The 26,352-nt window shown below is 40.3% G+C and carries 19 protein-coding genes and 1 riboswitch; of the genes, 18 read left to right on the top strand and 1 reads right to left on the bottom strand.

Features of this window, described 5'->3' with window-relative positions; translation table 11 throughout:
* The first annotated feature begins 4 nt into the window (after window positions 1-4).
* The 13 genes from C7E02_RS05125 to queA all read left to right on the top strand — a co-directional run bounded on the left by C7E02_RS05125 (window position 5) and on the right by queA (window position 19,855).
* Window positions 5-1,345 (top strand): vWA domain-containing protein, encoded by a 1,341-nt coding sequence (locus C7E02_RS05125; protein ID WP_105308968.1) that lies wholly within the window; start codon window positions 5-7, stop codon window positions 1,343-1,345.
* Window positions 1,346-1,515: 170 nt separating this feature from the next.
* Entirely contained in the window at window positions 1,516-2,166 is a 651-nt protein-coding gene (locus C7E02_RS05120; RefSeq protein WP_022278438.1) for a corrinoid protein, read from the top strand.
* 102 nt (window positions 2,167-2,268) lie between these two features.
* Complete coding sequence (locus tag C7E02_RS05115; RefSeq protein ID WP_105308967.1) at window positions 2,269-3,291, top strand: uroporphyrinogen decarboxylase family protein; 1,023 nt, start codon at window positions 2,269-2,271, stop codon at window positions 3,289-3,291.
* Entirely contained in the window at window positions 3,284-5,089 is a 1,806-nt protein-coding gene (locus C7E02_RS05110) for an ASKHA domain-containing protein (protein WP_105308966.1), read from the top strand. The genes C7E02_RS05115 and C7E02_RS05110 overlap by 8 nt, the downstream gene beginning before the upstream one ends.
* Window positions 5,090-5,175: 86 nt before the next feature.
* Entirely contained in the window at window positions 5,176-6,045 is an 870-nt protein-coding gene (locus C7E02_RS05105) for a uroporphyrinogen decarboxylase family protein (RefSeq protein ID WP_022278441.1), read from the top strand.
* A 253-nt stretch (window positions 6,046-6,298) separates the two neighbouring features.
* On the top strand, window positions 6,299-7,066 hold the full coding sequence (locus tag C7E02_RS05100; protein ID WP_105308965.1) for an Rpn family recombination-promoting nuclease/putative transposase: 768 nt from the start codon (window positions 6,299-6,301) through the stop codon (window positions 7,064-7,066).
* Between the two features lie 192 nt (window positions 7,067-7,258).
* A riboswitch (cobalamin riboswitch) is annotated at window positions 7,259-7,469 on the top strand.
* A gap of 162 nt (window positions 7,470-7,631) precedes the next feature.
* A complete protein-coding gene (locus tag C7E02_RS05095; protein ID WP_105308964.1) occupies window positions 7,632-13,553 on the top strand; it encodes an immunoglobulin domain-containing protein in 5,922 nt (1,973 codons plus the stop codon).
* A 44-nt stretch (window positions 13,554-13,597) separates the two neighbouring features.
* On the top strand, window positions 13,598-14,800 hold the full coding sequence (locus tag C7E02_RS05090; RefSeq protein WP_105308963.1) for an ABC transporter substrate-binding protein: 1,203 nt from the start codon (window positions 13,598-13,600) through the stop codon (window positions 14,798-14,800).
* 33 nt (window positions 14,801-14,833) lie between these two features.
* The gene (locus tag C7E02_RS05085; protein WP_005338727.1) at window positions 14,834-15,898 is read left to right on the top strand and encodes a FecCD family ABC transporter permease; all 1,065 of its coding nucleotides are present in this window, start codon (window positions 14,834-14,836) and stop codon (window positions 15,896-15,898) included.
* Window position 15,899: 1 nt separating this feature from the next.
* Complete coding sequence (locus C7E02_RS05080; RefSeq protein ID WP_105308962.1) at window positions 15,900-16,976, top strand: ABC transporter ATP-binding protein; 1,077 nt, start codon at window positions 15,900-15,902, stop codon at window positions 16,974-16,976.
* 119 nt (window positions 16,977-17,095) lie between these two features.
* Window positions 17,096-18,073 carry a signal peptide peptidase SppA gene (gene sppA, locus C7E02_RS05075; protein WP_022279868.1) on the top strand — a complete coding sequence of 326 codons (978 nt, stop codon included), beginning with the start codon at window positions 17,096-17,098 and terminating at the stop codon, window positions 18,071-18,073.
* Complete coding sequence (locus tag C7E02_RS05070) at window positions 18,054-18,827, top strand: RDD family protein (RefSeq protein WP_022279867.1); 774 nt, start codon at window positions 18,054-18,056, stop codon at window positions 18,825-18,827. Before sppA ends, C7E02_RS05070 begins: the two co-directional genes overlap by 20 nt.
* A 2-nt stretch (window positions 18,828-18,829) precedes the next feature.
* On the top strand, window positions 18,830-19,855 hold the full coding sequence (gene queA, locus C7E02_RS05065) for a tRNA preQ1(34) S-adenosylmethionine ribosyltransferase-isomerase QueA (RefSeq protein WP_005338735.1): 1,026 nt from the start codon (window positions 18,830-18,832) through the stop codon (window positions 19,853-19,855).
* Window positions 19,856-19,969: 114 nt separating this feature from the next.
* On the opposite strand, the gene C7E02_RS05060 is transcribed toward queA, so the two are convergent.
* On the bottom strand, window positions 19,970-20,461 hold the full coding sequence (locus C7E02_RS05060) for a prolyl-tRNA synthetase associated domain-containing protein (protein WP_005338736.1): 492 nt from the start codon (window positions 20,459-20,461) through the stop codon (window positions 19,970-19,972).
* A gap of 212 nt (window positions 20,462-20,673) precedes the next feature.
* On the opposite strand from C7E02_RS05060, the gene cbiD reads away from it, so the two are divergent.
* Genes cbiD through cobK form a run of 5 tightly spaced genes read left to right on the top strand, consistent with a single transcriptional unit; the run spans window position 20,674 to window position 26,347 of the window.
* Window positions 20,674-21,813 (top strand): cobalt-precorrin-5B (C(1))-methyltransferase CbiD, encoded by a 1,140-nt coding sequence (gene cbiD / locus C7E02_RS05055; protein ID WP_105308961.1) that lies wholly within the window; start codon window positions 20,674-20,676, stop codon window positions 21,811-21,813.
* Window positions 21,810-22,571 (top strand): precorrin-4 C(11)-methyltransferase, encoded by a 762-nt coding sequence (gene cobM / locus C7E02_RS05050; RefSeq protein ID WP_029731370.1) that lies wholly within the window; start codon window positions 21,810-21,812, stop codon window positions 22,569-22,571. The genes cbiD and cobM overlap by 4 nt, the downstream gene beginning before the upstream one ends.
* A complete protein-coding gene (locus tag C7E02_RS05045; RefSeq protein WP_029731369.1) occupies window positions 22,572-23,630 on the top strand; it encodes a cobalt-precorrin 5A hydrolase in 1,059 nt (352 codons plus the stop codon). It begins immediately after the preceding gene.
* Window positions 23,623-24,360 carry a precorrin-3B C(17)-methyltransferase gene (gene cobJ, locus C7E02_RS05040; protein ID WP_105309017.1) on the top strand — a complete coding sequence of 246 codons (738 nt, stop codon included), beginning with the start codon at window positions 23,623-23,625 and terminating at the stop codon, window positions 24,358-24,360. Before C7E02_RS05045 ends, cobJ begins: the two co-directional genes overlap by 8 nt.
* Entirely contained in the window at window positions 24,347-26,347 is a 2,001-nt protein-coding gene (gene cobK / locus C7E02_RS05035; protein WP_105308960.1) for a precorrin-6A reductase, read from the top strand. Before cobJ ends, cobK begins: the two co-directional genes overlap by 14 nt.
* The last annotated feature ends 5 nt before the right edge of the window (window positions 26,348-26,352 follow it).

The following is a 26,352-nucleotide window of genomic DNA, read 5'->3' as shown; positions in this document are numbered from 1 at the left end:
ATTTATGTGTGTGGAAATAATAAAAGTGGCTTCAGAAGTTCTGAACTTTAGCAGACAGAGAACGTTGGTCAATATGAGGTTTCTGGAACCGGCAATTCGGATGCTGACGGAGAGTCCATCTAAATGTATGCGTAATCGTTCATATGGTATGGGAACAGATGGAAAAAATCTTTACTATAATCCAGAATACGTACTGAGAGCATATCAAAAAGAGAAAGGTTTCGTCAGCAGAATGTATTTGCATTTAGTTGTGCATGGAATATTCAGACATTTCTTTGTAAATCCACAGATCGAGCAAAGAAAATGGGATCTTGCATGCGATATGGCAACAGAATATATCATCGAAAGCTGGAAACTGGACTTTGCAGACATTAGTGCCGGGGCAGATGAAAAGCGGGAACTTGACCGCATCCGGAAAAATGTGGGACTTATGAATGCGGAAAAGATTTATGGATATCTGAAAAAGACGAAAGAGTCAGAGATAGACCGGCTGGAGAAAATTTTCCGTCGGGATGACCACAGCTTCTGGTATCCTGAAACAAAAAACAGGAAAGATGTAATCCCGGTGAAATCGGGGCAGGTGAGTCAGAACCGGGAAGTCATGTTCTCGAATCAAAAATTGGAAGAGCTGTGGAAGCAGGCTGCGAAAAAGATTCAGGTGGAACTTGAGACATTTATGAGAAGCCGGAGTGGTGAAACCGGTGATTTTTTGGTGAATTTAAAGCTTGCGAACAGAAAGAAGCAGGACTATAGTGCATTCTTAAGAAAGTTCAACAGGCTTGGGGAACGTATGAAGATCAATGAAGAGGAATTTGATTATAATTTCTATACTTATGGAATGCAACTGTATGGAAATATGCCGCTGATCGAGCCGTTGGAGTACAAGGATGTCCGGGTAGTGAAAACATTTGTGACTGTGATTGATACTTCAGGGTCAGTGGAGGAAGAAAAACTTCGGAGATTTCTGGAAAAAACATACCAGATATTGAAAAGTGGGCAGAAAAGCGAAGACAGAGTGAATTTCCATCTGATCCAGTGTGATGCGTTGGTTCAGAAGGATGTGAAGATTACATCAGAGAAAGAACTGGAGCAGGTGATGGAAAACTTGACACTTTATGGCCGGGGAGGAACTGATTTCAGACCGGCATTTGAGTATATAGAAGAACTTCGAAAAAACGGAGAACTTACGAACTTGAATGGAATGCTGTATTTTACAGATGGAATGGGTGTTTATCCGAGAAAAAAACCAGAGTATCCAGTGGCATTTATATATGATAGTGAAGTTTTGGATAAGATTCCGGAAGTGCCGGCCTGGGCGATTCGTTATCTGATGGATGACATATAGAAAGGATAAATGTCTGTACGAATATATGGAAGTACTCAATTTGAAGATACGTGTAATTAATGTTAAAATGTATCAAGATAAAATACGTCAACAGATGGGAATGTCAGGAGAAAAAAAGCTTGCGGGCTATGAGGTATTTTCTAAAATATAGATTATGGAGGATTTATAGTATGGCATCTAAAGAAGAATTATTAGCAAAATTATCAGAGTGTGTAGTAGAGATGGAAGATGAGGAAGTCGTAGACGTTGCGAAAGAATATATTGAGTCCGGATATCCGGCGTTTGATGGAATCATGGAAGGTCTTGTAGATGGTATGAACAAGGCCAGTGAGCTTTACGATGCAGAAGAGTATTTTGTAACAGATGTACTTCTTTGCTCTGATGCGATGTATGCGGGACTGGATGTACTTCGTCCGCATCTGGAAAATACAGATGATCAGACAAAGAAAAAAGCAGTTATTGGTGTTGTGGAAGGAGATACTCATGACATCGGTAAAAACCTGGTAAAGATTATGATGGAGACAGCAGGATTCGAGATGTATGATCTTGGACGAGATGTTCCGCTTGACCAGTTTATTGAGAAGGCAAAAGAGGTAGATGCAGATTTGATCTGTATGTCCACATTGATGACGACAACTATGGGTGGAATGCAGACAGTTATAGAGAAATTAAAAGACCAGGGAATCCGAGACCAGTTCAAAGTTATGGTCGGAGGAAGCCCGATTTCCAAAAAATTTGCGGACGATATCGGAGCAGAGGGATATTCTGTGAATGCGGTTGAAGCTGTAAAAGTTGCGAAAGAGCTGACAGGAATTGCCTAGATAGAAAAGACAAAAGCTGTACTGGAAACGGTCTGAAAAGGTATAGGCCAGGCTAAATATAAAAGAATCCGAATAAGAATTCGAAAAAGGAGCTGGGGATTTATGGATGCAAAAGAACGAATTAGGAAAGCCATGCATCAGGAGCCGACAGACAGACCGCCATGTATCTGTCCCGGTGGAATGATGAATATGATAACGACAGATCTGATGGATGAGGCAAATGTAAGTTGGCCGGAGGCACATCTGAATGCCAGAATGATGGCAAATCTGGCAGAAGCTAATTATGAAAAAGGCTGCTTTGAAAATGTAGGTGTTCCATTCTGCATGACGATTGAGGCAGAAGCTATGGGGGCTCAGGTGACTATGGGCAGTAAGATTTATGAGCCGCATGTAACGGGATATGCGATCAATTCGGTCACAGAGTGGGAGACCATTACACCGATGAGTATGGAGGAAGGAAGAGCAAAGGTTGTGCTGGATGCAATCCGTATTCTGAAATCCAAAAACTTAGATGTACCGATTATCGGAAATATTACGGGACCGGTCAGCACAGCAAGTTCCGTTATGGAGCCGGTTATTTTTTATAAAGAGCTTCGTAAGAAAAAAGAAGAAGCACACCGTTACATGCAGTTTGTGACTGATGAGATCATAAAGTTTGCAAGAGCACAGATTGATGCCGGCGCAGATATCATTGCAATTTCCGATCCAAGTGGAACAGGAGAAATTTTGGGACCGAAGCTTTTTGAGGAGTATACGGTCAAATATAATAATATGATCTGGGATGCTCTTCAGAAAGAAACCATGGGAAAAATCATGCATATTTGCGGACAGATGAAAAATGTATATCCGCAGGCAGAACTGATACATTCTGACGTACTTAGTTTCGATTCCTGCGTATCTATGCGTGAGGCACGCGAACATTTAAAAAAGCACGCTCTGATGGGAAATGTCAGTACATGGACGCTGGAGTTTGGACAGCCTGAGAAGGTAGAGCAGCTTGCAGTAAAATGTTGGAGAGACGGTTCTAATATCATTTCTCCGGCATGCGGACTTGGAACGAAGTCACCACTGACCAATATTCAGGCAATCCGTCATGGAATTATGGAGGAAGCAGCTAATGTATAAATTACGTGTCGTTCAGTCTGGCAAGCAATACGATTATGAACCGGGAGCAAGCCTTCTGGAAATCTTGCTGGCGCAGAACATATTTATTGATAATCCGTGTAATGGGAAAGGAGTATGCGGAAAGTGTAAAGTACGCATCGTATCAGGAGAAGCAGGGGAAGTATCTTCTACAGAATTACGTTTCTTAAAACCGGAAGAAGTAAAAAGTGATGTGCGTCTTTCCTGTATGGTTCATCCACAGTGTGATCTGGAAGTAGAGCTGATGCAGAAAGAGCGCAAGCATGAAGTTCTATCAAAAGGATATGTGCCAAAATTCGAAAAAGACCTGGATATTGTCAAACAGGTCGTGAATATACATAAGCCACTTTTGACAGACCAGACACCATTTGAAGATCAGATTAAAGAACAACTTTCGGATGTGGAATTTCCATTTTCTGTATTGCGTGGATTCTGTTTCAAAGAAGGAGGTTACACGGCAGTTATCCATCGTGAAAAAGATGGCAAAAAAGTGCTGATGGATCTGGAAGAGGGAGATACTACAGATTCTATGTATGGAATCGCAATAGATATCGGAACAACAACCGTTGTTACAGCACTGATTGATATGCTGACCGGAAAAGAACTGGCAGATTCCTCTATGATCAATGCACAGAAGCATTTTGGGCTGGATGTCCTGACTCGTATTACTTATGAGATGGAGCATCCCAAGAAGGGGGTACAGGCACTTAAGGAAGCAATCGTTGCTTCCATCAATGAGATGATCGCAGATGTCTGTGGACAGACCGGAGTGAAGAAAGAACAGATTTACGAGGTCTGTGTAGGAGCGAACTGTACGATGATGCATATGCTTCTTGGTGTAGATGCACTGTCCATTGGAAAATCACCGTATGCACCAATGTTTGTAAAGGCAAAGGATATTGAAGCAGAGGAGATTGGTATTCATGCATCCAGAGGGGCAAGACTTTATTGTCTGCCGTCAGTATCATCTTATATCGGAGCAGATATTGTGGCAGGAGCTTATGTCTGTGAGCTTCATAAGGCAGATGAAAATGTTCTGTTTATTGATATCGGAACGAATGGAGAGATTGTATTTTCAGATCATGGAAGATTACTTTCCTGTTCCTGTGCCGCAGGTCCGGCACTGGAAGGTATGAATATCAGCTCAGGTATGCGTGCAGCAGAGGGAGCTATTGAAGATGTTGAAATTAAGGAAGATGGCGTGAAGCTGAAAATTATCGGCAATGCCGATCCAATCGGTGTCTGTGGAAGCGGTATTCTGGCAGTGGTAAAAGAATTGGTAAGAACCGGACTTGTAAGAAAAGACGGCGCATTTATCAAGTTGAAGAATCTGGAAGAGACAGATTATCGTTACCCAATGATTGAGATGGATGGTATGAAACGTCAGTTTAAGATGACGGAAGACCTTAAGATCACTCAGGGAGATGTCCGACAGGTACAGCTTGCAAAAGGAGCCATTCTGTCTGGCTTCTATGCACTTCTTAAGAAAGCAGGAAAAGAGATGAGTGAGCTTGACAAGGTTATGATCGCAGGACAATTTGGAGCACATCTTCCGGCAGACAGCCTCATTGGAACAGGAATTCTTCCGGCAGAAGTGAAAGATAAACTTGTCTATGTCGGTAACTCATCCAAGACCGGGGCTTATATGGCGCTCTTATCCGGTCAGGTGAAGCGCGAGATGGAAGAACTGGCTCATCATATGGATTATATGGAACTTGGTGCAACAGAAGGCTATGAGAGATTATTTGCCGATTGCCTTATGTTTCCGGAAGTTCACTAAAAATTGAAGAAACGAATGAGATAGGAAGTACCCGAATAAAGCGAGAAAATTCAATCTTGGTTATGCGAAGAGGTAATGTTAAAAATATGGGAGATATAAAAGATTTTAATTGTACATATGATAATTCAGCAGGAATTCGTTCAGAAGTGACAGAAGGACTGGGACTAACATTTCCAGATGCATATACACACTGTGATACAATGGTGACTCTTTCAAAAGTGTTGAAAGAGAAAGATAAAGCAGTTATATGTGAACTTCCATTTTGCCATACATTAGAGGCAGAGGCTATGGGAGGAATTATAAATCTTGGAAATGAAATTGCAGGTCCGAGAGCTGGAGGATATGTCTGTACAGATGTAGAAGAAATATTAAATCTGCCGGACATGGATTTCACGAAAGGACGAATTCAAGAGACTCTTCTTGCATGTAAAAAACTTCGTGAAGAAGGAGAACATGTTGTATTCGAAGTGGCAGGACCATTTACAATTCTCAATGTGCTGATCGATGCAAGATATGTGTTCAAGGGAATGCGAAAAAAACCGGAAGTGATGGAAAAGGTCTTCTGGAAACTGGGAGATCAAATTTTGAAATATATGGAACTGGTGAAAGAGTACGGGGGAGATTTGATCAGCTATGCAGATTCTTCTGGCGGAGTGAATATTCTGGGACCGAAGATGATGGAAGCTGTTACGGTGAATTTTACGTACCCATTCTTGAAGAAAGTAGAGCAGCTTGCCGATGATAAGACTATGATTCTGCTCTGCCCGAAAACGACGCTTGCTCTTATTGGAACAGAAAAAGCGAAGTTTGTGGACCATCAGTTAGAAGAGCCAATCGGATATGCACAGGCCTGCATTCATATGATCGGAAAAGCACATTTTGCCGGACAGATGTGTATTAAGAATGTTGGCTATCAGCTGAATCATGGGATTTTTAAAGAAGTAAAGTTATTGTAGTTAGTGGATTTTGTTTAACAGCATATTTATGAAATGTCAAAAGGACAGCCGATGTGAAAAAACACATGGCTGTCCTTTCTTGGCAAATCAGACGAATTTATAAAGCTACTTACGTCTGTATACCCACTTCAAACATTCGAAAAAGATCAAGTTAATTTAAGAGCAGTTCTGCTCTGATCATACGGACAGATTCGTCCGATATTCCATGTTTGAAAAAATAACTATAAATGGTATAATACAAGGAGAAAAGTGTATGGAGAGAACCGAAAACTTAATCATGCAGGAAGACAGATGGAAGCCATTAAAGGAGATGAATCTCACGGACGATTTTCTATTTGATGTGGCAACCGCGGAACTGGAAAATTGCAAGACAATTATCGAATTATCTACTGGTTTGCGATTAAAAAGCCTCAAGTGGAAAGAAGGTCAGAAGGTTATTCACAATATTCCGGGAAAACGTGGAATTCGAATGGATTTTGTCGCAGAATCTGAAGATGGTCGCGTTTTTGATGTAGAGATGCAGAATCGGAAGGAAGGAAATATTCCAAAACGAACCAGATTCTATCAGGCATTGATGGACGCACCAATGTTGAAAAGCGGTGAAAAAGGTTTTGATAAGCTAAAACCGCTGTTTATTATTGTAATTTGTGACTATGATCCATATGGAATGAAGAAGTATTGCTATACGTTTGAAAGTCGCTGCAAGGAACAGCCAGATTTATTACTTGGAGATGAGGTTACAAAATTATTTCTCAGTACAAAAGGGGAAAATGAAGATGAAGTATCGAAAGAATTAGTGGATTTCCTTCATTATATTACTGAGAGCAATGAACATGGACTTCCAGAAGAATGTGATGAAAGACTTCGCCGTCTGCATGAGAGTATACAGGAAATAAAAACAAGTACAAGTGTGGAGGTCGAGTATATGAAGATGGAAGAAAGAGAAAGACTGGTAAAAGAAGAGGCAACAGAGCGAGGTTTAAGAGAAGGGAGAATACGAGGAAGAGAGGAAGGAAGATAGTATTAAGGCGTTGGAGGATTTGGAATATCGTAAGAAATTGTATGAGGAATTTGGCGTATAAATTGAAAAAAGAAGCTTCTATGGGAGAAATCCTGTGGAAGCTTTTTAAGCATGTCACTGAAGTATAATGAATTGTAACAAAGCTTCAGTTTCATTGACTTTCTCAAGTCTAAATGTTATATTTGTTATGGAAAATTATGAAGAACGTTCGGTGCTGTTTCATTGTGAGAACAGGTAAAAGGGAAACAGGTGAGAAGCCTGTACGAACTCGTCACTGTAAATAGATATGTAGAATCATAGGCTGCGGATAATCTGACAAGGCAGCTCATCCACTGGGAAACTGGGAAGGAGATTTTATGTGAACTCTATAAGTCAGGAAACCTGCCGGTCGTTGGTACATGGAATGAGAATTCCAGGTCACGAGTAATTGATTGTACCGAAAGTTTTATAAAACGAAAATATTTTTACTTATGTCAGTAAAAGTTTTTTCTTTTTTTTTTCGTACGATTATTTTCATGATAATTCCCAGACAACAAGGTAAAACATAATAAAGGAGAAGAAAAGGATGAAAAGAAAAAGTGCAAGCTTTTTAGCAGGTGTGCTTGTTGCATCGATGGTGGCTACACCTTTGTCGTATACGAATGTATATGCACAAGAACAAGATGTAGTAGAAGCCGATGCGGCACAAACAGAGTCAGAATCTGACGTAGTTTCTGATAATACAGATAATGTGTCAGAAAATGTTAGTGAAAAAGAAAATACAGAAAAATCAGAAAGTGCAATACCGGCACAACAAGAAAATAAGAATGCAGAATCTGTAGATAAATCAAATGTGGAAAATGAACCGGTGCAGACAGAGCAAAAAAATGAGTCTGTAACGCAGGAAGCAGCGCCACAGGACTCTATAGTGCCTGTGCAGCCTACAGAGGCGATTTCTGGTGTCAAGGTGTTAAAAAACGATGGAAACGAGTACGGGATGTTTCCAATCGTTGTTGAAAAGATGGAAGTGAAAGATAATCAGGTAACGATTGATTTTAATACAGGTGAAAAATCTGTATTTGATTGGTTATATCTGGGACCTGTAACAGATAGCGAAAAAACAGGTTATACAAAAGGTGAAAAAGCAAATGGTACATGCAAGTTTTCTATTACTGTTCCGTTGTCAAAACAGAATAGTTGGATTCCGGTAGCCGCAGGACGTTCTGATAAAGGAACATGGTCAGAAAATTATCTGTGGATGAGTGTTCCAAACGTAGAAGTTATTACGGGACAGCCGAACGATGTGAAAGCAAAAGAAGGAGAAAATGTTAAATTATCTGTAAGTGCTTCTGAAGAAGATGTTTCATATCAATGGCAGTATAGCGCAGATGGAACAAACTGGACAGACTGTGATGGTGAAAATGCAACAACAGCTAATTATAGCTTTACAATGAAAAAAAGCTCAGAAGGAAAGTATCGTTGCATTGTCAATAAGTCATATATAAAGGAAACCTCTAATACTGCAACAATTACATTTGTAGATGATGATAAGAAGGACGATGGAAAAACAGACAGTGACAATTCTGGAGATAATACTGGAAGCGGCACAACTGCACAGGAAGGTTATGTAGCAAGTGATGGGATTACTTCTATCTATGCCAGTGATGATACGAAGAAACCAGGACAGCCATATAAGATGTTTAAAATTGGAGCATCTGAGGCAAAAGTTGTAGGAGATAAAATACAGGTATCCATTTGGGTAGAACCAGCAAGCAGTGGAAACTTTTCATATGATGCAATTTATATTGGTAATGGAAATGATAAGGAAAAAGAACCACTAATTATCGGAGAAGAAGATACAAAAAAGATTGAGGGGAAAAAGTTAGAAAGATTTACTTTCGAGGTACCACTTTCAATGGCAGGAAAAGAAGTGCATTATGTACCGAGAAATGGAAGAACGCAAAAATTTAGCACAACTAGTTCTCTTGCGTTAAAACTTCCAGCATTGTCTGATTTTAAGAAACAGACGGTTATAACAATTCAGTCACAGCCAATAGCAAAGACGGTTGCAAAGGCAGGAGACAAGATTTCTTTATTTATAGATGCACTTGGTGAAGAAGGGACTACGTTGTCATACCAATGGCAGTATAGTGATGATGGAGAAAGTTGGACAAATTGTAAAGAATTAAGTGCTGGTACAGATAACTATACATTTACAATGGAAGAAAAACTCGCCGGAAAATATCGTTGCATCGTAAAGGATAATACTGGTACCGAAATAATTTCAGACATATCAGAGATAACTTTCCAAAAGGTAAGTGAAAAAGAAGGATATGTCGCAAGTAATGGGATTATTGCTATCTACGCCAGTGATGATACGAAGAAACCAGGACAGCCATATAAGATGTTTAAAATTGGAGCATCTGAGGCAAAAGTTGTAGGAGATAAAATACAGGTATCCATTTGGGTAGAACCAGCAAGCAGTGGAAATTTTTCATATGATGCAATTTATATTGGTAATGGAAATGATAAGGAAAAAGAACCACTAATTATCGGAGAAGAAGATACAAAAAAGATTGAGGGGAAAAAGTTAGAAAGATTTACTTTCGAGGTACCACTTTCATTGGCAGGAAAAGAAGTGCATTATGTACCAAGAAATGGAAGAACGCAGAAATTTAGTACAAGTAGTGCACTAGCATTAACAATTCCTTCTTTAGATGCTTTTAAAAAGCAGACAGAAATTGTAATCCAGTCACAACCGAAAGATGTAGCTGCGAAGAATGATACACAGGTTTCTCTTTCTGTTATTGCCAATGGAGAAGAAAGTGCAAAGTTGAGTTATCAGTGGCAGTACAGTGCGGATGGAACAAGTTGGATAGATTGCGAGGGCATCAGTGCCAAGAATGCCACTTATACATTTGAGATGGCATCAGACAAGGTTGGACAGTATCGTTGTGTAATTACTGATTCTAATGGAACAACTGCAACATCTAATATTGCAAAGGTGGAAAATCCATCGGCACCGGCAGTGACCAGTAGTCAGGTACAGGTTGTAAAAAGTGATGGCAGCACATTCAAAATGTTTACGGTAAAAGAGTCAAAAGTTCAGGAGGATGGAGAAAATTTAAAAGTTACAATTTCAACTCAGAATGTATCATTCGATAAGATTTATTTGGGTGAAAAAGAAGATGTAATTAAGACTCCTGTGACTGATGGAACAGTATTAGAGAATGGTGGATATACATTTACATTTCAAGTACCGGCATCAGACAAAGGAAAAGTTCTTCCAATTTCATTAGGAAAATCAGATGGCACTTGGTATAATGGACAGGATCTTTGGATTTATATTCCAAATGAAGGAATAGAGAGTCTTCCAACAGTTTCCGATGAGGTAAAAACAATTGTTGGAGGAACTGGTGTTGCATATAGTGATTTTGAAATTGTATCATCCAAAGCTGTACTGCGAGGAGATAAGGTTAATATGACCTTAGATGTGAAAGGAAGCAAGTGGACAAGGCTTTATCTTGGTGTACAGGCTGACACTAACAAAACTCCTGTTTATAAAGGAACGTACAATTCAGAAAAAAATGTGACAACATTTTCATTTGATGTATCAGCAGAGAAACAAGGAATGAATATTGTGGTTACACCAGGAAATGACACATGGTTCTCTTATGCAAGAGACTTGTTTATTAATATTCCAAATCTGGAAAATAAAGCAAATACGACAGAAAATGGAGTATATAATTTATATGGTTCTGCCTATCCGACTACAAACATGATTGGCTTGAATTTTGAAAGAGAAAGTAGTGTCTCAATTAATGGAGATCAGGCAACGATTACGTGGGTTACACAGGCAGCAAGATATGATAAACTTTATATAGGAAATCCACAGGATTCGAATGAAGTAAAAGAGGCAAATGCTATTGAAGCAAAAGATCGTTCTGATATTGCCAGTGGATATAAAAGTTTTACATTTACCCTTCCAGTAACAGAACTTGGAAAAGAATTTAGCTATTCTGTGCGAGATATAAAAGATGGTACATGGACAACTAGTGATGCCAGAGCATATATCAATGGTATTTTGGAGAAAACAGGAGAACTTCCGACACCGGATCCAGACCCGACACCAGATCCGAATCCAGGTGTGGTAGTTCCGGAAAATGGAATATATAAAGTAAATAATGTAACATCAAGTTCTTCCATGTTTAATGTGGTAGATTGTAAACTGACTTCTAAAAATGGTAAGATGAGTGCAGTGTTGACATTAAGTGGTACAGGATATGGCTATCTGTATATGGGAACAAAGGAAGAGGCAGCAAAAGCTGATTCATCATCCTGGATTCCGTTTGTAACAGATAATAATGGAAAATATACATATACCGTTCCGGTAGAAACATTAGATAAAGGAATTAATGTAGCAGCATACTCTACAAAAAATAAAATCTGGTATGACAGAGTACTTACATTTCATTCAGACAGTCTGGAAAAGACAGGTGATTTACCTGCTTTAGAGAATGGTATTTATAGCATTGATGTAGACTCCAGCGCATCTATGTTCCGAGTAGTAGATTGTAAACTGACTTCTAAAAATGGTAAGATGAGTGCAGTGTTGACATTAAGCGGTACAGGATATGGCTATCTGTATATGGGAACAAAGGAAGAGGCAGCAAAAGCTGATTCATCATCCTGGATTCCGTTTGTAACAGATAATAATGGGAAATATACATATACCGTTCCGGTAGAAGCATTAGATAAAGGAATTAATGTAGCAGCATACTCTACAAAAAATAAAATCTGGTATGACAGAATACTTACATTCAAATCTGAGACAGTGAAAAAAATTAGTGACATAGATTCTGGTAATGGTGGAACTGGTGGCAATAGTGGAACTACTGGCGGCAACACCAATCCTTCAGGAGGAACTGGCGGTTCGGGTTCTGTTTTAAAACCAAACGATGGTAAAGCTGAAAATGAATCAAAATATGAGGCAGATACATCAGGCGCTACAGGTCGTGTCAACAGTTCTACGACTTTAGCTGATGGAGTGTATACACCAGACAGATTTACATGGTCCGGAGGAACTGGTAAGGTTAAGATATATTGTAACAAGATTACGATAAAAAATGGTCAGGCATATGCAACACTGGTGTTTGACAGTGACCATTATCAGTATGTAAAAGCAAATGGAAATACTTATTATACGTCAAAAAGCGGCGGAACAGCGACAGTTACAATCCCAGTTGCATTAAATCAGAATAATAAAATTCTTGGTATGACAGATAAGATGTCAGTCGCTCATGAGATAGAATATACAATATTTGTTTATCTGGCAGCAGCAGGAAACGGAACTACACTAGGAGGAGCAAATGCGAATAAGAAGCTAGATGAGAAAGCTCCTGAAATTATGGGATTGCAATATCAGTCTGAGACACAACTGGATTATGCGGAATACTTTAAGATTTATCATTATGATCAGGGAATTACCCTTCTTGAAATTGACATGACAAAAGGAACTGCGAATGATCCGGAAAAGCTTGCTGCAGAAGCGATTAATGCAGAAAATATAGATGCTGAAACAGCAGATACTTCTGGTGAAGCACAGACTGATCAAGACAAACAGCAGGCTACAGAGTCTAAAAATGCAAAATCAAGCGTAGATGAGGAAGAGACATCTGCAGTTACGACTGCTGAAGATGGAGAAGAAAATCTGAACGGTGTCAGTGAAGCGGAACTTGCAGCAGAGCTTTATAAAGGAAATATTGTCAAATATCTCCTTGTGCCGGAAGGAGTAGAAGTTCCGGTTGGCTTAGATCAGGACATGATTGTAGTACAATTACCAGCAGACAAAGCCTACACATCTACAGAGGCTATTCTGGAAAAAATGGATGAACTTGGACTTACAGATAATATTGTTGCAATTGGAGATAAGAAAAAAGACTGCAAGATTGATTCTATTGCAGAAAAGATGGAGAAAAAGGATGGAGAAGACCACACACAGGTTGTATATGGTGGCGCTGAAGAAGAACCAGATTATAAGACGCTTGTAAAACAGGAAACAAACCTTGCAGTACTTTCATCCAATATTCTTCCAAAAGAAGCGGATATCACAGATATTCAGGAAAAACAGGATGTATCTGAAGACACAGATAAAGAAGAGAAGACCGAGAAAAAATCTACTAAAAAATCAGACGATAAGTCCAAGAAAAAATCTGCTAAGAAATCAGATGAAAAGGCTGAGAAGAAATCAGAAGATCAAGAAAAATTGACAGTGGAAGAACAGACAGAGCGCTATCAGCAAATGACAGAAAAGTTTGCATTACTTGGAATACCAGTAATTGTTGACCGTTCTGAAGATGAGCAGACAGATCTGGCTAAATATGAGTGGATTAAGGTATACGGAGTACTTTTTGGATGTGAAGATCAGATGAACAACTTATTTGACCAGGCAGTGAAAGATGCAGGAGATGATGCAGTGTCTCAGGCAAAAGTTCAGACAGAAAAATAGATATATATCAAAGTATCTAAAAGTATTATATGAGGAAATGTAAAATGAAGAAAAGAATATATAAGATAACTGCAATATTGTTGACTATGGCTCTCTTTTTAGGGGGCTGTGGTTCTGCAAAGAGCAGCCAGGACAGTGCGAGCGCGACAACGCAGACAACCTCTGAGAAGAGTGATGATACCTCCAAGACCGCAGAAGCACCGGAGATTGACGGGCTGACGTATGAGTCTGCGATGGATCTGACATATGCGCAGGAATTCGATGTATTTTATTACAAAGACGGATATAAGCTGATTGATGTTCATGAGGGACGGCAGTATCTGATCGTTCCGGAAGGCAAAGAGGCTCCGGAGGGACTGGACAGTGATATTGTTGTCATCCATCAGCCGGTTCAGAATATTTATATGGCTGCTACAGCAATCATGTCATTATTTGATGCATTAGATGCAATGGATACTGTGAAATTTTCTGGTTTAGAGGCTTCCGGCTGGTATATAGAAAGTGCGAAGAAAGCAATGGAATCCGGAGCCATGACATTTGCAGGAAAATACAGTGAACCGGATTATGAGAAGATTGTAGATGGAGATTGCAAACTGGCAGTAGAATCTACGATGATCCTTCACTCACCGAAGGTGCAGGAGATGATTGAAGACCTTGATATCCCAGTATTTGTAGATTATTCCAGTTATGAGTCTCATCCACTTGGAAGAACAGAGTGGATCAAAGTCTATGGAGCAATGTTGAATAAAGAAAAAGAGGCAGAAGCATTTTTTGATGACCAGGCAAAGGTAATCGAAGATCTGAAGGATTTTAAGAATACAGAGAAGACAGTGGCATATTTTTACATCAATACAGACGGTTCTGTGGTTGTCCGCAAATCCGATGACTACATTCCGACTATGATTGAGATTGCCGGTGGAAGATATGTGTTCAAGGATCTGAAGAATTCTGAGGGGAATGCGCCATCTGTAAAACTGACGATGGAAGAATTTTATGCAACGGCAGTAGATGCAGATTATCTTATTTACAACGGAACCATTGACGGACAGGTGAGTAGTCTTGGTGATCTGGAAGCTAAGAGCAATCTGTTCGCAGAGTTTAAAGCTGTCAAAGATGGAAATGTATGGTATACTGGTAAAAACTTATATCAGGCGACAGACACAGTTGGAGAACTGATTTCAGATATTCATCTGATGCTGACAGAGGGTGATGCCAGTCAGATGACATTTCTTGAAAAGATGAAATAAAGATCAAAAAATAAAAGAAACTGGTGGAGAAATATGCAAAATAAGGAAACAAAGCAGGAACAGTTAAGTTTTCATACTGAAAATTTCAGAAAAAGATCCAGATATACATTTGTATTTGTGTGTATGATCGCAGCATTTTTTGTCATTACAGTGCTAAATATTAATACGGGAAATGTACATATTTCTGTGCCGAAGATTTTGAGAATATTATTTTTACATGATGGAGAGGCGGTAGAGTACAGTATCATATGGAAGATACGTCTGCCGCGTATCCTCATGGCAGCATTACTGGGCGGAGCATTGTCTCTGTCCGGTTTCTTATTACAGACATTTTTCTCAAATCCGATCGCAGGACCGTTTGTACTTGGAATTTCTTCCGGAGCGAAGATGGCTGTCGCACTGACTATGATTGTATTTTTAAAATATGTAGGACATTTTTCATCTTACACATTAGTAGTGGCAGCATTCATTGGTTCGTTGATATCGACGGGATTCATTCTTTTGATGTCAAAGAAGATTCATCATATGGCATCCCTTTTGGTAGGAGGAATCATGATTGGATATATCTGTTCCGCAATTACAGATTTTGTGGTGACATTTGCAGATGATTCTGATATTGTAAATCTTCATGGCTGGTCACAGGGAAGTTTTTCCGGTATGAGCTGGGGAAATATAAAAGTAGCTGTAGTTGTAGTTGGAATTGCGGCAGTGTGTACATTTTTACTGTCAAAACCAATCAGTGCATATCAGCTTGGAGAAGCATATGCACAGAGTATGGGAGTGAATATTAAAGTATTCCGAGTTGTTATTATATTACTGTCAAGTATTCTTTCCGCGTGTGTGACTGCATTTGCCGGACCAATTTCTTTTGTGGGAATTGCAGTTCCATTTCTTACGAGAAAAGCGTTCGGAACATCAAAACCGATTGTGGTGATACCAGGTACATTTTTTATAGGGGCTGTATTCTGTATGATCTGTGATCTGATCGCTCGTATGGCACTGGCACCGGTGGAGCTGAATATCAGTACAGTCACATCGATACTTGGTGCACCGATTGTCATCTATATGATGGTGAAGCGCGAGAAAGGAAGAATGTAACATGGCAGATTATTATTTTAAAATGGATGATATGGCTGTTGGATACCAGGGAAAGACACTGATCCATGACATTAATATTGGTATTGATAAAGGTGAAATTGTAACGCTCATTGGACCAAATGGATCCGGTAAATCTACAATTTTAAAGAGCATTACAAAACAATTGAAATTAATTGGAGGAAAGGTGTTCTTCGATGACACGTCGCTTCAGGAAATGTCTTACAAAGAACTTTCTTCCAATATGGCTGTTGTTTTGACAGAACGTATCAAAACGGAGCTTATGACCTGTCATGAAATTGTGGCAACAGGACGTTACCCATATACAGGGCGGCTTGGAATACTGACGCCGGAAGATGAACAAATTGTAGATGAGGCAATGAAGGCAGTTCATGCAGAAGATCTGGGAAACCGCGATTTTAACGCTATTAGTGATGGACAAAAACAGAGAGTTCTTCTTGCAAGAGCAATCTGTCAGGAGCCGGAGATTATTGTGCTGGATGAGCCGACATCTTTTTTAGATGTACGATATAAATTAGAATTACTTGCAATATTGGAACGTATGGCAAGAAAAAAGCATATTACAGTCATTATGTCGCTGCATGAGATTGATCTTGCACAGAAAGTGTCGGATAAGATTATCTGTGTGAAGGGAGATACCATTGCACATTATGGAAAGCCAGAAGAGGTATTTAAGGAAGATACAATCCGCAGTCTTTATGAAATTGACAATGGTTCTTTTGATCCGGCATTTGGAAGCATAGAGCTTCCGAAGATAGAAGGAGAACCAGAGGTATTTGTAATTTCGTCCGGAGGAAGCGGAATCCCAATTTATCGACAGTTACAGAAAGAACACATTCCATTTGCAGCAGGAATCCTCTACAAGAATGATATTGACTATCAGCTTGCAAGACTTCTGGCAGTGGAAGTGATTACAGAAGAACCATTCCGGCAGATTAGTGATGAGACATTTGTAAGAGCAGTTGAAGTGATGAAAAAGTGTAAGAGAGTCATTGTAACAGATGTGCCGGTGGGAGAATGTAATAAAAGAGTCGAAGAATTAATAAAGTTAGCAAAATAGCAGGACGCGTAGTAAATTCGAGGTTTACTACGCGTTAAATGTATTATTTTTTGAAAAACAATCCTTCATATGTTACAATAAAAAAGCTATGGAGATTTAGAACTTAAAGGAGAAAAAAGATGAAGAACAAACAGATAATCGGTCTGGTTGTGGCTGGGGCTGTATTTATTGTGACAGGTGTTACAAGCGTATTGACGAATACTTTATCTGCAAATACAATGGCAGAAGATGTGACAACGATGCTGGCTGGAGAACTGGAATTTGATCCGCCGGCAGATGATTATATTGGAGTTGTGAATGTAGTGGGGACGATTCAGGAGCAGACGCAGAGCAGTGTATTGGATACATCGTCTGGATATCAGCACAATACAACAATGGATTATATTGACAATCTTATGGATGATTCAGATAATAAAGGGATTCTGCTGTATGTGGATTCTCCAGGTGGAGCGGTCTATGAGTCGGAAGAACTTCATGACAAGCTGATAGAATATAAAGAGACGACTGGCCGTCCGATCTGGACTTATATGGCACATTATGCAGCTTCTGGCGGGTACATGACGTCTGTAACCGGAGATAAGATTTATGCGAATAAGAATACGGTTACAGGATCTATCGGCGTCATTATGTCAGGGTATGATATGAGCGGACTTTATGAGAAACTTGGAATTCGTTATGTCAGTATTACGAGTGGTGTGAACAAGGACAGTTCCAAGCTGACAGACGAGCAGGTCGCAATTTACCAGTCACAGGTCGATGAGTGTTATCAGGAGTTCGTAAATATTGTTGCGGACGGAAGAGATATGTCGGCAGACCAGGTAAAAGCACTGGCAGACGGACGTACTTACACCGCAAAACAGGCAAAAGCGAATGGGCTTATTGATGAGATCGCAACTTACCAGGATGTAATGAATCAGATGGCTTCGGAGCTTGGAGCAGACGAGTTCTATACACCGAGCAGTGAGGAAAGCATATTGGCAGCAATATTTAGTAAAGCAGAAAAGCTTGTTCCAAAATCTGAGGCACAGATATTAAAGGAAACTGCCGAAGAGAAGGAAAGCGGGGTGCTGATGTATTATGCAGAACAGTTACAGTAATGAGAATTATGCCGGGTTCTGGGTGCGTTTAGCAGCATATGTGATAGACAGCGTCATTGTGGCAATTGGACTTCTCTTTGTGCGTCTTGCATGGATCGGAATCGGAGCGCTGATCAGTGGTACAATATTGGATGAAAATGTATTGTTTCATTATTCATTAAAAGATATTGTGTTGTATATTTTCAAAATCATGTATTTTGCTTTATTGACATGGTGTACTGGAACGACGATTGGAAAACGACTGATGAATCTTAGAGTAGTACCTGCTGACAGAAATGAAAAGCTTTCATTTGTGGATGTGTTATACCGGGAGACTGTCGGAAGATTCTTATGTGGAATATCTATCTGGATTGGATATATTATTGTGGGAATTGATAAGGAAAAACGGGGCTTTCACGATATGCTCTGCGACACAAGAGTTGTCTATGAGAAAAAAGTGAAAATGTATCCAGAGTATTTGAGTGCGGCAGGACCGCAGATGTCTGTACAGCCGCGAGAACCAGTGCAGACACAGAATTATGTACAGAAAAATGTGCAAGTGCAGAGTCAGTCACAGCCAGGACAACCGTATAGGGCTGTGCCAGATGGAGGATATAGTTTCGTGAGTGATGCCGGGCAAGTGAAAAAGGAGTTTACACAAGCTGAATCTGAAAAAGCAACCGGGTCAACAGGTGAAAATGTAACAAAAATAAAAGAAAACAGAGAAGAAGTAGAAGATAGTATAGAAGAAAACATACAGGAAGGGGATTTATAATCATGAAACGTCAGGACTTTTATTATGACCTGCCAGAGGAATTAATCGCACAGGATCCGCTTGAGGATCGTTCCAGTTCCAGACTTCTTGTCCTTGACAAGGAGACGGGAGCTACTTCACATCATATATTTAAAGAAATTACAGGATATCTGAAAGAAGGAGATTGCCTGGTCATCAATGATACCAAGGTTATTCCGGCAAGACTGATTGGAGCGAAGGAAGGAACCGGAGCAAAGATTGAAGTTTTATTATTAAAAAGGAAAGAGAATAATATTTGGGAGACATTAGTAAAACCTGGTAAGAAGGCAAAAGTTGGAACAAGAATCGTATTTGGAGAAGGTCTTCTTGTTGGAGAGGTCGTTGGAATCGTAGAAGAAGGAAATCGTCTGGTGAAGTTTGAATATGAAGGAATTTTTGAAGAGATTTTAGACCAGCTCGGACAGATGCCGCTGCCTCCGTATATTACACATCAGTTGGAAGATAAGAATCGTTATCAGACTGTTTATGCAAAGCATACCGGATCCGCAGCGGCACCGACAGCGGGACTTCATTTTACACCGGAATTATTAAAAGAGATAGAAGAAAAAGGCATTGACATTGCGAGAGTGACACTTCATGTAGGACTTGGAACATTCCGTCCTGTAAAGGTAGATGAGATTACAGATCATCATATGCATTCTGAGTTCTATCAGGTTGACGAAGAAGCAGCCAAGAAGATCAACCGCGCAAAAGATTCCGGTCACAGAGTTATCTGTGTTGGAACAACAAGCTGCAGAACTATCGAGTCAGCAGCAGATGAAACAGGACATTTGAAACCGACAAGTGGCTGGACTGAGATATTTATCTATCCGGGATATAAATTTAAGATTTTAGATGGATTGATCACGAACTTCCATCTGCCGGAGTCAACATTGATTATGTTAGTATCAGCACTGGCAGGAAGAGAACACGTATTGGCGGCATATGAAGAAGCAGTACAGGAAAGATATCGTTTCTTTTCCTTTGGAGATGCAATGCTGATTATATAATCAGCCTATGGGGTTAAGCCTTCCCATGCCAAAAGTAGGAATAGAAAACCCCGGAGTTGCCGCTCCGGGGTTTTTGCTCCGTGTCCACATGGATACATTGCTTCTCTTTGCCTGTTATAACCGTATTTTCATCACATCCACATCAAGATTCCACAGGAACTTATCCAGATCTTTAAAGGAGAGGAATACAGTTGCTGTGTTCTCAAGCGGATGAATTCCCAGACTTTTGCATTTGCTTAAGTTTTTATCAATAAAAAATTCGACTGCATGGTCGGTATCATTCATGAGACCGAATGGAGATACGCTTCCCTGTTTGAGCCCGAGATATTTTTCGAGACGTTCTTCTGAGGCAAAGCTTAAGTTTCCGGCACCGAGCTGTCTGCCAAGAGACTTTAAGTCTACTTTAGCATTTTCATCACAGGTAATGAGAAAATGACGTTTTCCTTTTGCATCTCTGAGAAACAGGTTCTTGCACAGAGTTCCTTTCTCAGGAAGACCGAGGCGGTCCATGTCTTCCATGGTGTGTACGGGTTCGTGTTCTACGACTTCATATTTAATTCCGAGCTTGTTTAAGGCGTCATAGACGCGCTGTTTTTGTTCTGACATAAAAAATGGCTCCTTTCTTTGCTTGCTTTATTGTATCACAGAATGTAGATTTCGGCACGCAGATATTGAAAAGTCTGGCATCAATAAAATCTTGAAAGAAAAAGACAATAGATGGAAGTGGCAAATGATTTGACAACCTTCACACAGATAGGTAGAATGAAGAGAGCGAACAATGTTGAATTCGAAAATTTCAGACTGGAAAGGTAAAAACTATGACGAAAAAACTCCGAAGAGGATATACCACAGGAACGTGTGCACAGGCAGCAACAAAGGCCGCGGTCACAATGCTTCTTGGAAATGTCAGCGTAGATCAGGTCACAGTGTCTTTACCAGGAAAAGAAGTGTTGACACTGAAGATCGCTGAGGCTCAAAAAGAATTTAATAAATATAATAAAAGTAATCCGGAGATAGAATCTGTTTCCTGCGCAGTACGAAAAGACAGTGGAGATGATCCGGATATTACAAATGGAATTTTAGTATACAGTAAAGTAAGCAGAATAAAATCTGGCATAGTCCTGGACGGAGGCATTGGAGTCGGCAGGGTGACGAAGCCCGGATTGGATCAGCCTGTAGGAAATGCCGCAATTAATCGAGTGCCGAGACAGATGATTTTAAGAGAAGTCGAAGAGGCGTGTGAAATGTATGGGTACGACGGCGGAATTAAAATAGAGATATCCATTCCGCAGGGAGTAGAACTGGCAAAGAAAACATTTAATCCGAGACTTGGAATTGAAGGCGGTATTTCTGTTTTGGGAACAAGTGGAATCGTGGAGCCGATGAGTGAACAGGCTCTGCTTGATACGATTGAATTAGAGATGAAGGTCAGGCGTGCAGGGGGAAAGAACTATCTCATTATGGCGCCAGGGAATTATGGTCTGGATTTTCTGCGGGAAGCATATGGAATTCAGGATAAAGATGTAGTAAAATGCAGTAATTATATAGGGCAGAGCATGGATATGGCAGCAGATTGTAAGTTTCAAGGGCTTGTACTTGCCGGACATATCGGAAAGCTGATCAAAGTATCAGGTGGAGTGATGAATACGCATTCCAGATGGGCAGACTGCCGTATGGATCTTTTTGCAACGGCAATGCTACGGGCTGGATTTTCCGCAGATCGTGCCAGAGCGGTTCTGGATTGCGTGACGACCGATGATGCGCTTGCACTTTTAAGTGAAGAAGAGCGAGAAGCTACAATCGGGCAAATCATGAGATCCATTGAAAAATATATGGAATATCGCATGGCAGATCAGATGCCTGTTGGGGCAATTTTATATTCAAATGTGTATGGAATTTTGGGAAAAACAAGTAAGGTAGATACTTTGATGCATTTGTGGGAGGAAGAAAATCAATGATACATTTTGTAGGAGCAGGACCGGGAGCGGTCGATCTGATTACGGTAAGAGGACAACGATATCTTAAAGAAGCAGATGTAATCATTTATGCTGGATCACTGGTCAATAAAGGACTGCTGGAATATGCAAAGGAAGGCTGCGAAGTTTATAATAGTGCCTATATGACACTGGAAGAAGTCATAGAGGTTATGATAAAGTCAGAAAAAGAAGATAAGATGACCGTACGACTTCATACGGGTGATCCTTGTCTTTACGGTGCAATTCGTGAGCAGATGGACATTCTTGATGAAAAAGGAATTGATTATGATTCCTGCCCTGGAGTCAGCTCATTTTGTGGAGCGGCGGCAGCACTGAATCTGGAATATACTCTTCCGGAGGTGTCACAGAGTGTTATTATTACACGAACGGAAGGAAGAACTCCGGTTCCTGAGCGGGAAAAGATCATGAGTTTTGCTGCACATGGTGCAACGATGGTTCTTTTCTTAAGTACAGGACTTTTGGAAAAGCTGGTAAAAGAACTGCTTGCCGGAGGATATGCATCAGATACGCCGGCAGCAATTGTGTACAAAGCAACATGGCCGGAGGAAGAGGCATATGTATGTACGATAGATACACTTGTGGAGACAGCAAGGAAACATCAGATTACAAAGACTGCATTGATCCTTGTGGGAAATGTAGTGACTCACAGCCATTATGAACGGTCAAAGTTGTATGATCCGGGATTCACAACTGAATTCCGGAAAGGAAGGGATTCTTAGATGAAAGCTGCAATTCTGAGCTTTACTGCAAACGGAAGAAAGACGGCTGGAAAAGTCAGGAAAGCTTTGTCGGCAGAAGACTGGCTTGTAGCAGAGAATGTCAAATGTAAAGAAGAGGCAGATTCTTATGAGGGAAGCCTGAAAGAATGGACCGGAGAACATTGGAAAGTATCTGATGTTTTGATCTATGTAGGTGCAGCAGGAATTGCAGTTCGGGCAGTTGCATCATTTGTAGTGTCCAAAAAAGAAGACCCGGCTGTACTGGTTATAGACGAGCTTGGAAAATACTGTATTCCAATCTTGTCCGGACACATTGGAGGTGCCAATGAACTTGCAGAAAAACTCAGTCAAATGCTTTCCATGGAGGCCGTGATCACAACAGCAACAGATTTGAATCAGAAGTGGGCGGTTGATATATTTGCAAAGAAAAATAGATTATATATAGAAGATATGAAACTGGCAAAACTCGTATCTGCAGATATTTTGGCTGGCAAACAAGTTTTAGCAGAGACAGAACCAGAATGCTCTGTCAGAGGACAGATTCCAAAAGAATTAAAATTCATACATGAGTCAGACAGATGTGATTCAAGGGCTTTAAAGATCCACATAGGAATCTGTAAAAACGATGTACCTGCAGGAAGCGGAACACAGGTGTTGTATTTGATTCCTAAAGCTGTGGTTTTAGGGATTGGCTGTAAGAAGGGAACTGCTGCTGAAAAGATTGAAAAGCATGTAACACAGGTGCTTGAAGAGTATGGAATTTTTCCGGAATCAGTGAAACTTGCAGCAAGCATTGATTTAAAGAAGGAAGAACCTGGACTATGTACATACTGTGAAAAATATGACATACCGTTTCAGACATTTTCGAAAGAAGAGCTGGAACAGGCAGAAGGGACATTTACAGGATCTGAATTTGTAAAACAGACCACAGGTGTTGATAATGTGTGTGAAAGAAGTGCTATGTGTGCCGGAGGGAAGAAAATTCTGGTACACAAGACAGCGCACGAAGGAGTGACAGTTGCTGTGGCAGTGGAGAAATGGAGTGTGGATTTTGAATAAAGTATATGTGATTGGAATGGGACCTGGTGCTTATGAGCAGATGACGGTTGCAGCGGTGGAAGCGCTAAAGGGCTGTGATGTGATTGTCGGGTATACAGTATATGTAGATCTTATGAAAAAATATTTTCCGGAAAAGGAATTTATGACAACGCCGATGAGAAAGGAGCCGGAGCGATGCCGGCTGGCATTTGAAGAGGCAAAAAAAGGGCGTGTGACAGCTATGGTGTGCAGTGGTGATTCCGGGATTTACGGAATGGCAGGACTCATGTATGAAATCGGAGAAGAATATCCGGAAGTCGAGATCGAGGTTCTTCCGGGTGTGACAGCAGCAATGGGGGGAGCAGCAGTGCTTGGTGCACCGCTTGGACACGATTGCTGTCTGATCAGTTTAAGTGATCTTCTGACGCCGTGGGAACTGATTGAAAGGAGACTTCGGGCGGCAGCACAGGCGGATTTTCTGATTGCTTTATATAATCCTTCCAGCAAAAAGAGAAAAGATTATCTTGCAAGGGCTTGTGATATTTTGCTTGAGTACAAAGAAGAAAGCATTATATGCGGTATTGTGAGAAATATTGCAAGAGAAGAAGAAAGTATGAACATACTGACACTGAAAGAGCTACGAAATACCGAGGTAGATATGTTTTCTACCGTTTATATAGGGAATAAAATGACAAAAATAATTAAACATAAAATGGTTACACCAAGGGGATATCGATATGACAGAAAATAAAATTTTAATATATGCAGGAACAACAGAAGGAAGACGGCTGGCAGAATTTTTAGTAAAAAGGGAAGTCAGTGTTCATGTCTGCGTGGCAACAGAATATGGAGAGAGTCTGCTGCCAGAGGGAAGTAATATTACAACAACACATGAACGGATGGATGAAAAGCAGATGATAGAATTTATCAATGAATATCATCCTTCATATGTAGTGGATGCGACGCACCCTTATGCGATAGAAGTGACAGAAAACCTGCAAAATGCATGTGAAAAAGCCGGAGTTCCATATTTGAGGATTTTAAGGGATACAGGAGCTGAAAAGTCAGATTGCATCTATGTGGATAGCATGGAAGAGGCAATTGAATATCTGGAGCAGACGACAGGGAATATTCTGGCAACGACAGGAAGTAAAGAACTGGCAGCTTTTCAGAATCTCACAGATTACAAAAAACGTGTTTATGCGAGAGTGCTTTCAACAGCGAAAGTGGCACATAAGTGTGAACAGCTTGGTTTTACCGGAAAGAATCTGCTCTGCATGCAGGGACCATTTTCGGTGGAAATGAATTATGCAATTATGAAGAGCTATGACATTTCTTATATGGTGACAAAGGATTCGGGAAATATTGGCGGGTTCCTGCAAAAATATAATGCAGCGAAAAAGGCTGGTGTGAAAATCATCGTTCTGGGCCGTCAGAAAGAAGAGTCCGGATATACTTACGAAGAAATCATTGATCTGTTAAAAGAAGAGTATCATTTCAAAACAATGCAAAAAGTGACGCTTGCAGGAATCGGAATGGGAACAGAAGGTTCAATGACTGTGGAAGTTAAAAAGGCATGTGAGGAAGCCGATGTACTGATTGGTGCATCACGTATGTTAAAATCTGTTGTAAAAGAAGGACAGCAGACATTTGCAGCTTACAAACCGGAGGAAATTACGGATTATATTTTCAGTCATCCACAAGATGAAAATATAGTAGTTGTACTGTCAGGAGATCCTGGCTTTTACAGTGGTGCAAAGAAATTGATTTTAACGATCCGTGACAGGATGAAAAAAAGTGGTGAGCCTGATCGTGTAAAGACAGAGATTTTACCGGGAATTTCTACAGTTTCCAGTTTGTGTGCAAAACTTCAGATTCCATGGGAAGACATAAAACTTGTCAGCCTCCATGGACGAGAGGAAAATCTTCTTGCAGCTGTGAAAAATAATAAGTATACGTTTACACTGACAGGTTCTGCAGCAGATGTCCGTAAGCTTGCAAAAACTTTGATCGATGCCAGACTTGGAGATTGTAACATGGCAGTCGGGGCAGAGCTTACTTATGAGGGAGAGCAGATTTTAAAAGGAAATGTGTCAGAATTCCTGGATTATGATGGAGACAATCTTGCAGCGGTGCTCATTGCCAATCCATATGGTGGAGAAAATGCGGTGACTCATGGAATGAATGATGAAGAATTTATCCGTGGAGATGTTCCAATGACAAAAGAGGAAGTGCGATCCATCAGTCTTTCAAAAATGAAGATCAGAAAGTCGGATATTATATATGATATCGGGGCGGGAACCGGATCTGTATCTGTGGAATCTGCAATTCAGGCAGAAGACGGACAGGTTTATGCAGTGGAAATCAATCCGGAGGCAGCTGGTCTTATTGAGGAAAATGCCAGAAAATTTGCAGTGAGCAACATAAAAGTTATTGAAGGCAGTGCGCCGGAAATATTAAAAGATCTTCCGGCACCAGACGGTGTATTTATCGGAGGAAGTAAAGGACGACTGGAAGAGATTCTGGAGCTTATCAGGAAAAAGAATCCACAGGCAAGAGTGGTATTAAATGCTATTTCACTGGAGACATTGGCGCAGACTCTGGAATATTGCAGAAAATATCCGATTAAAAATGATGAAATCGTGCAGGTCAATATTGCAAAATCTAAAGTAGTTGGAAGTTATCATATGATGACAGGACAGAATCCGATTTATGTTGTAAGTTTTGAATTAGATTAATGATA

Origin of the sequence: Dorea sp. Marseille-P4042 (assembly GCF_900290215.1) — a bacterium.
GTDB classification, from domain to species: Bacteria; Bacillota; Clostridia; order Lachnospirales; family Lachnospiraceae; genus Dorea; species Dorea formicigenerans.
This window is presented reverse-complemented; position numbering and strand designations above follow the sequence as displayed.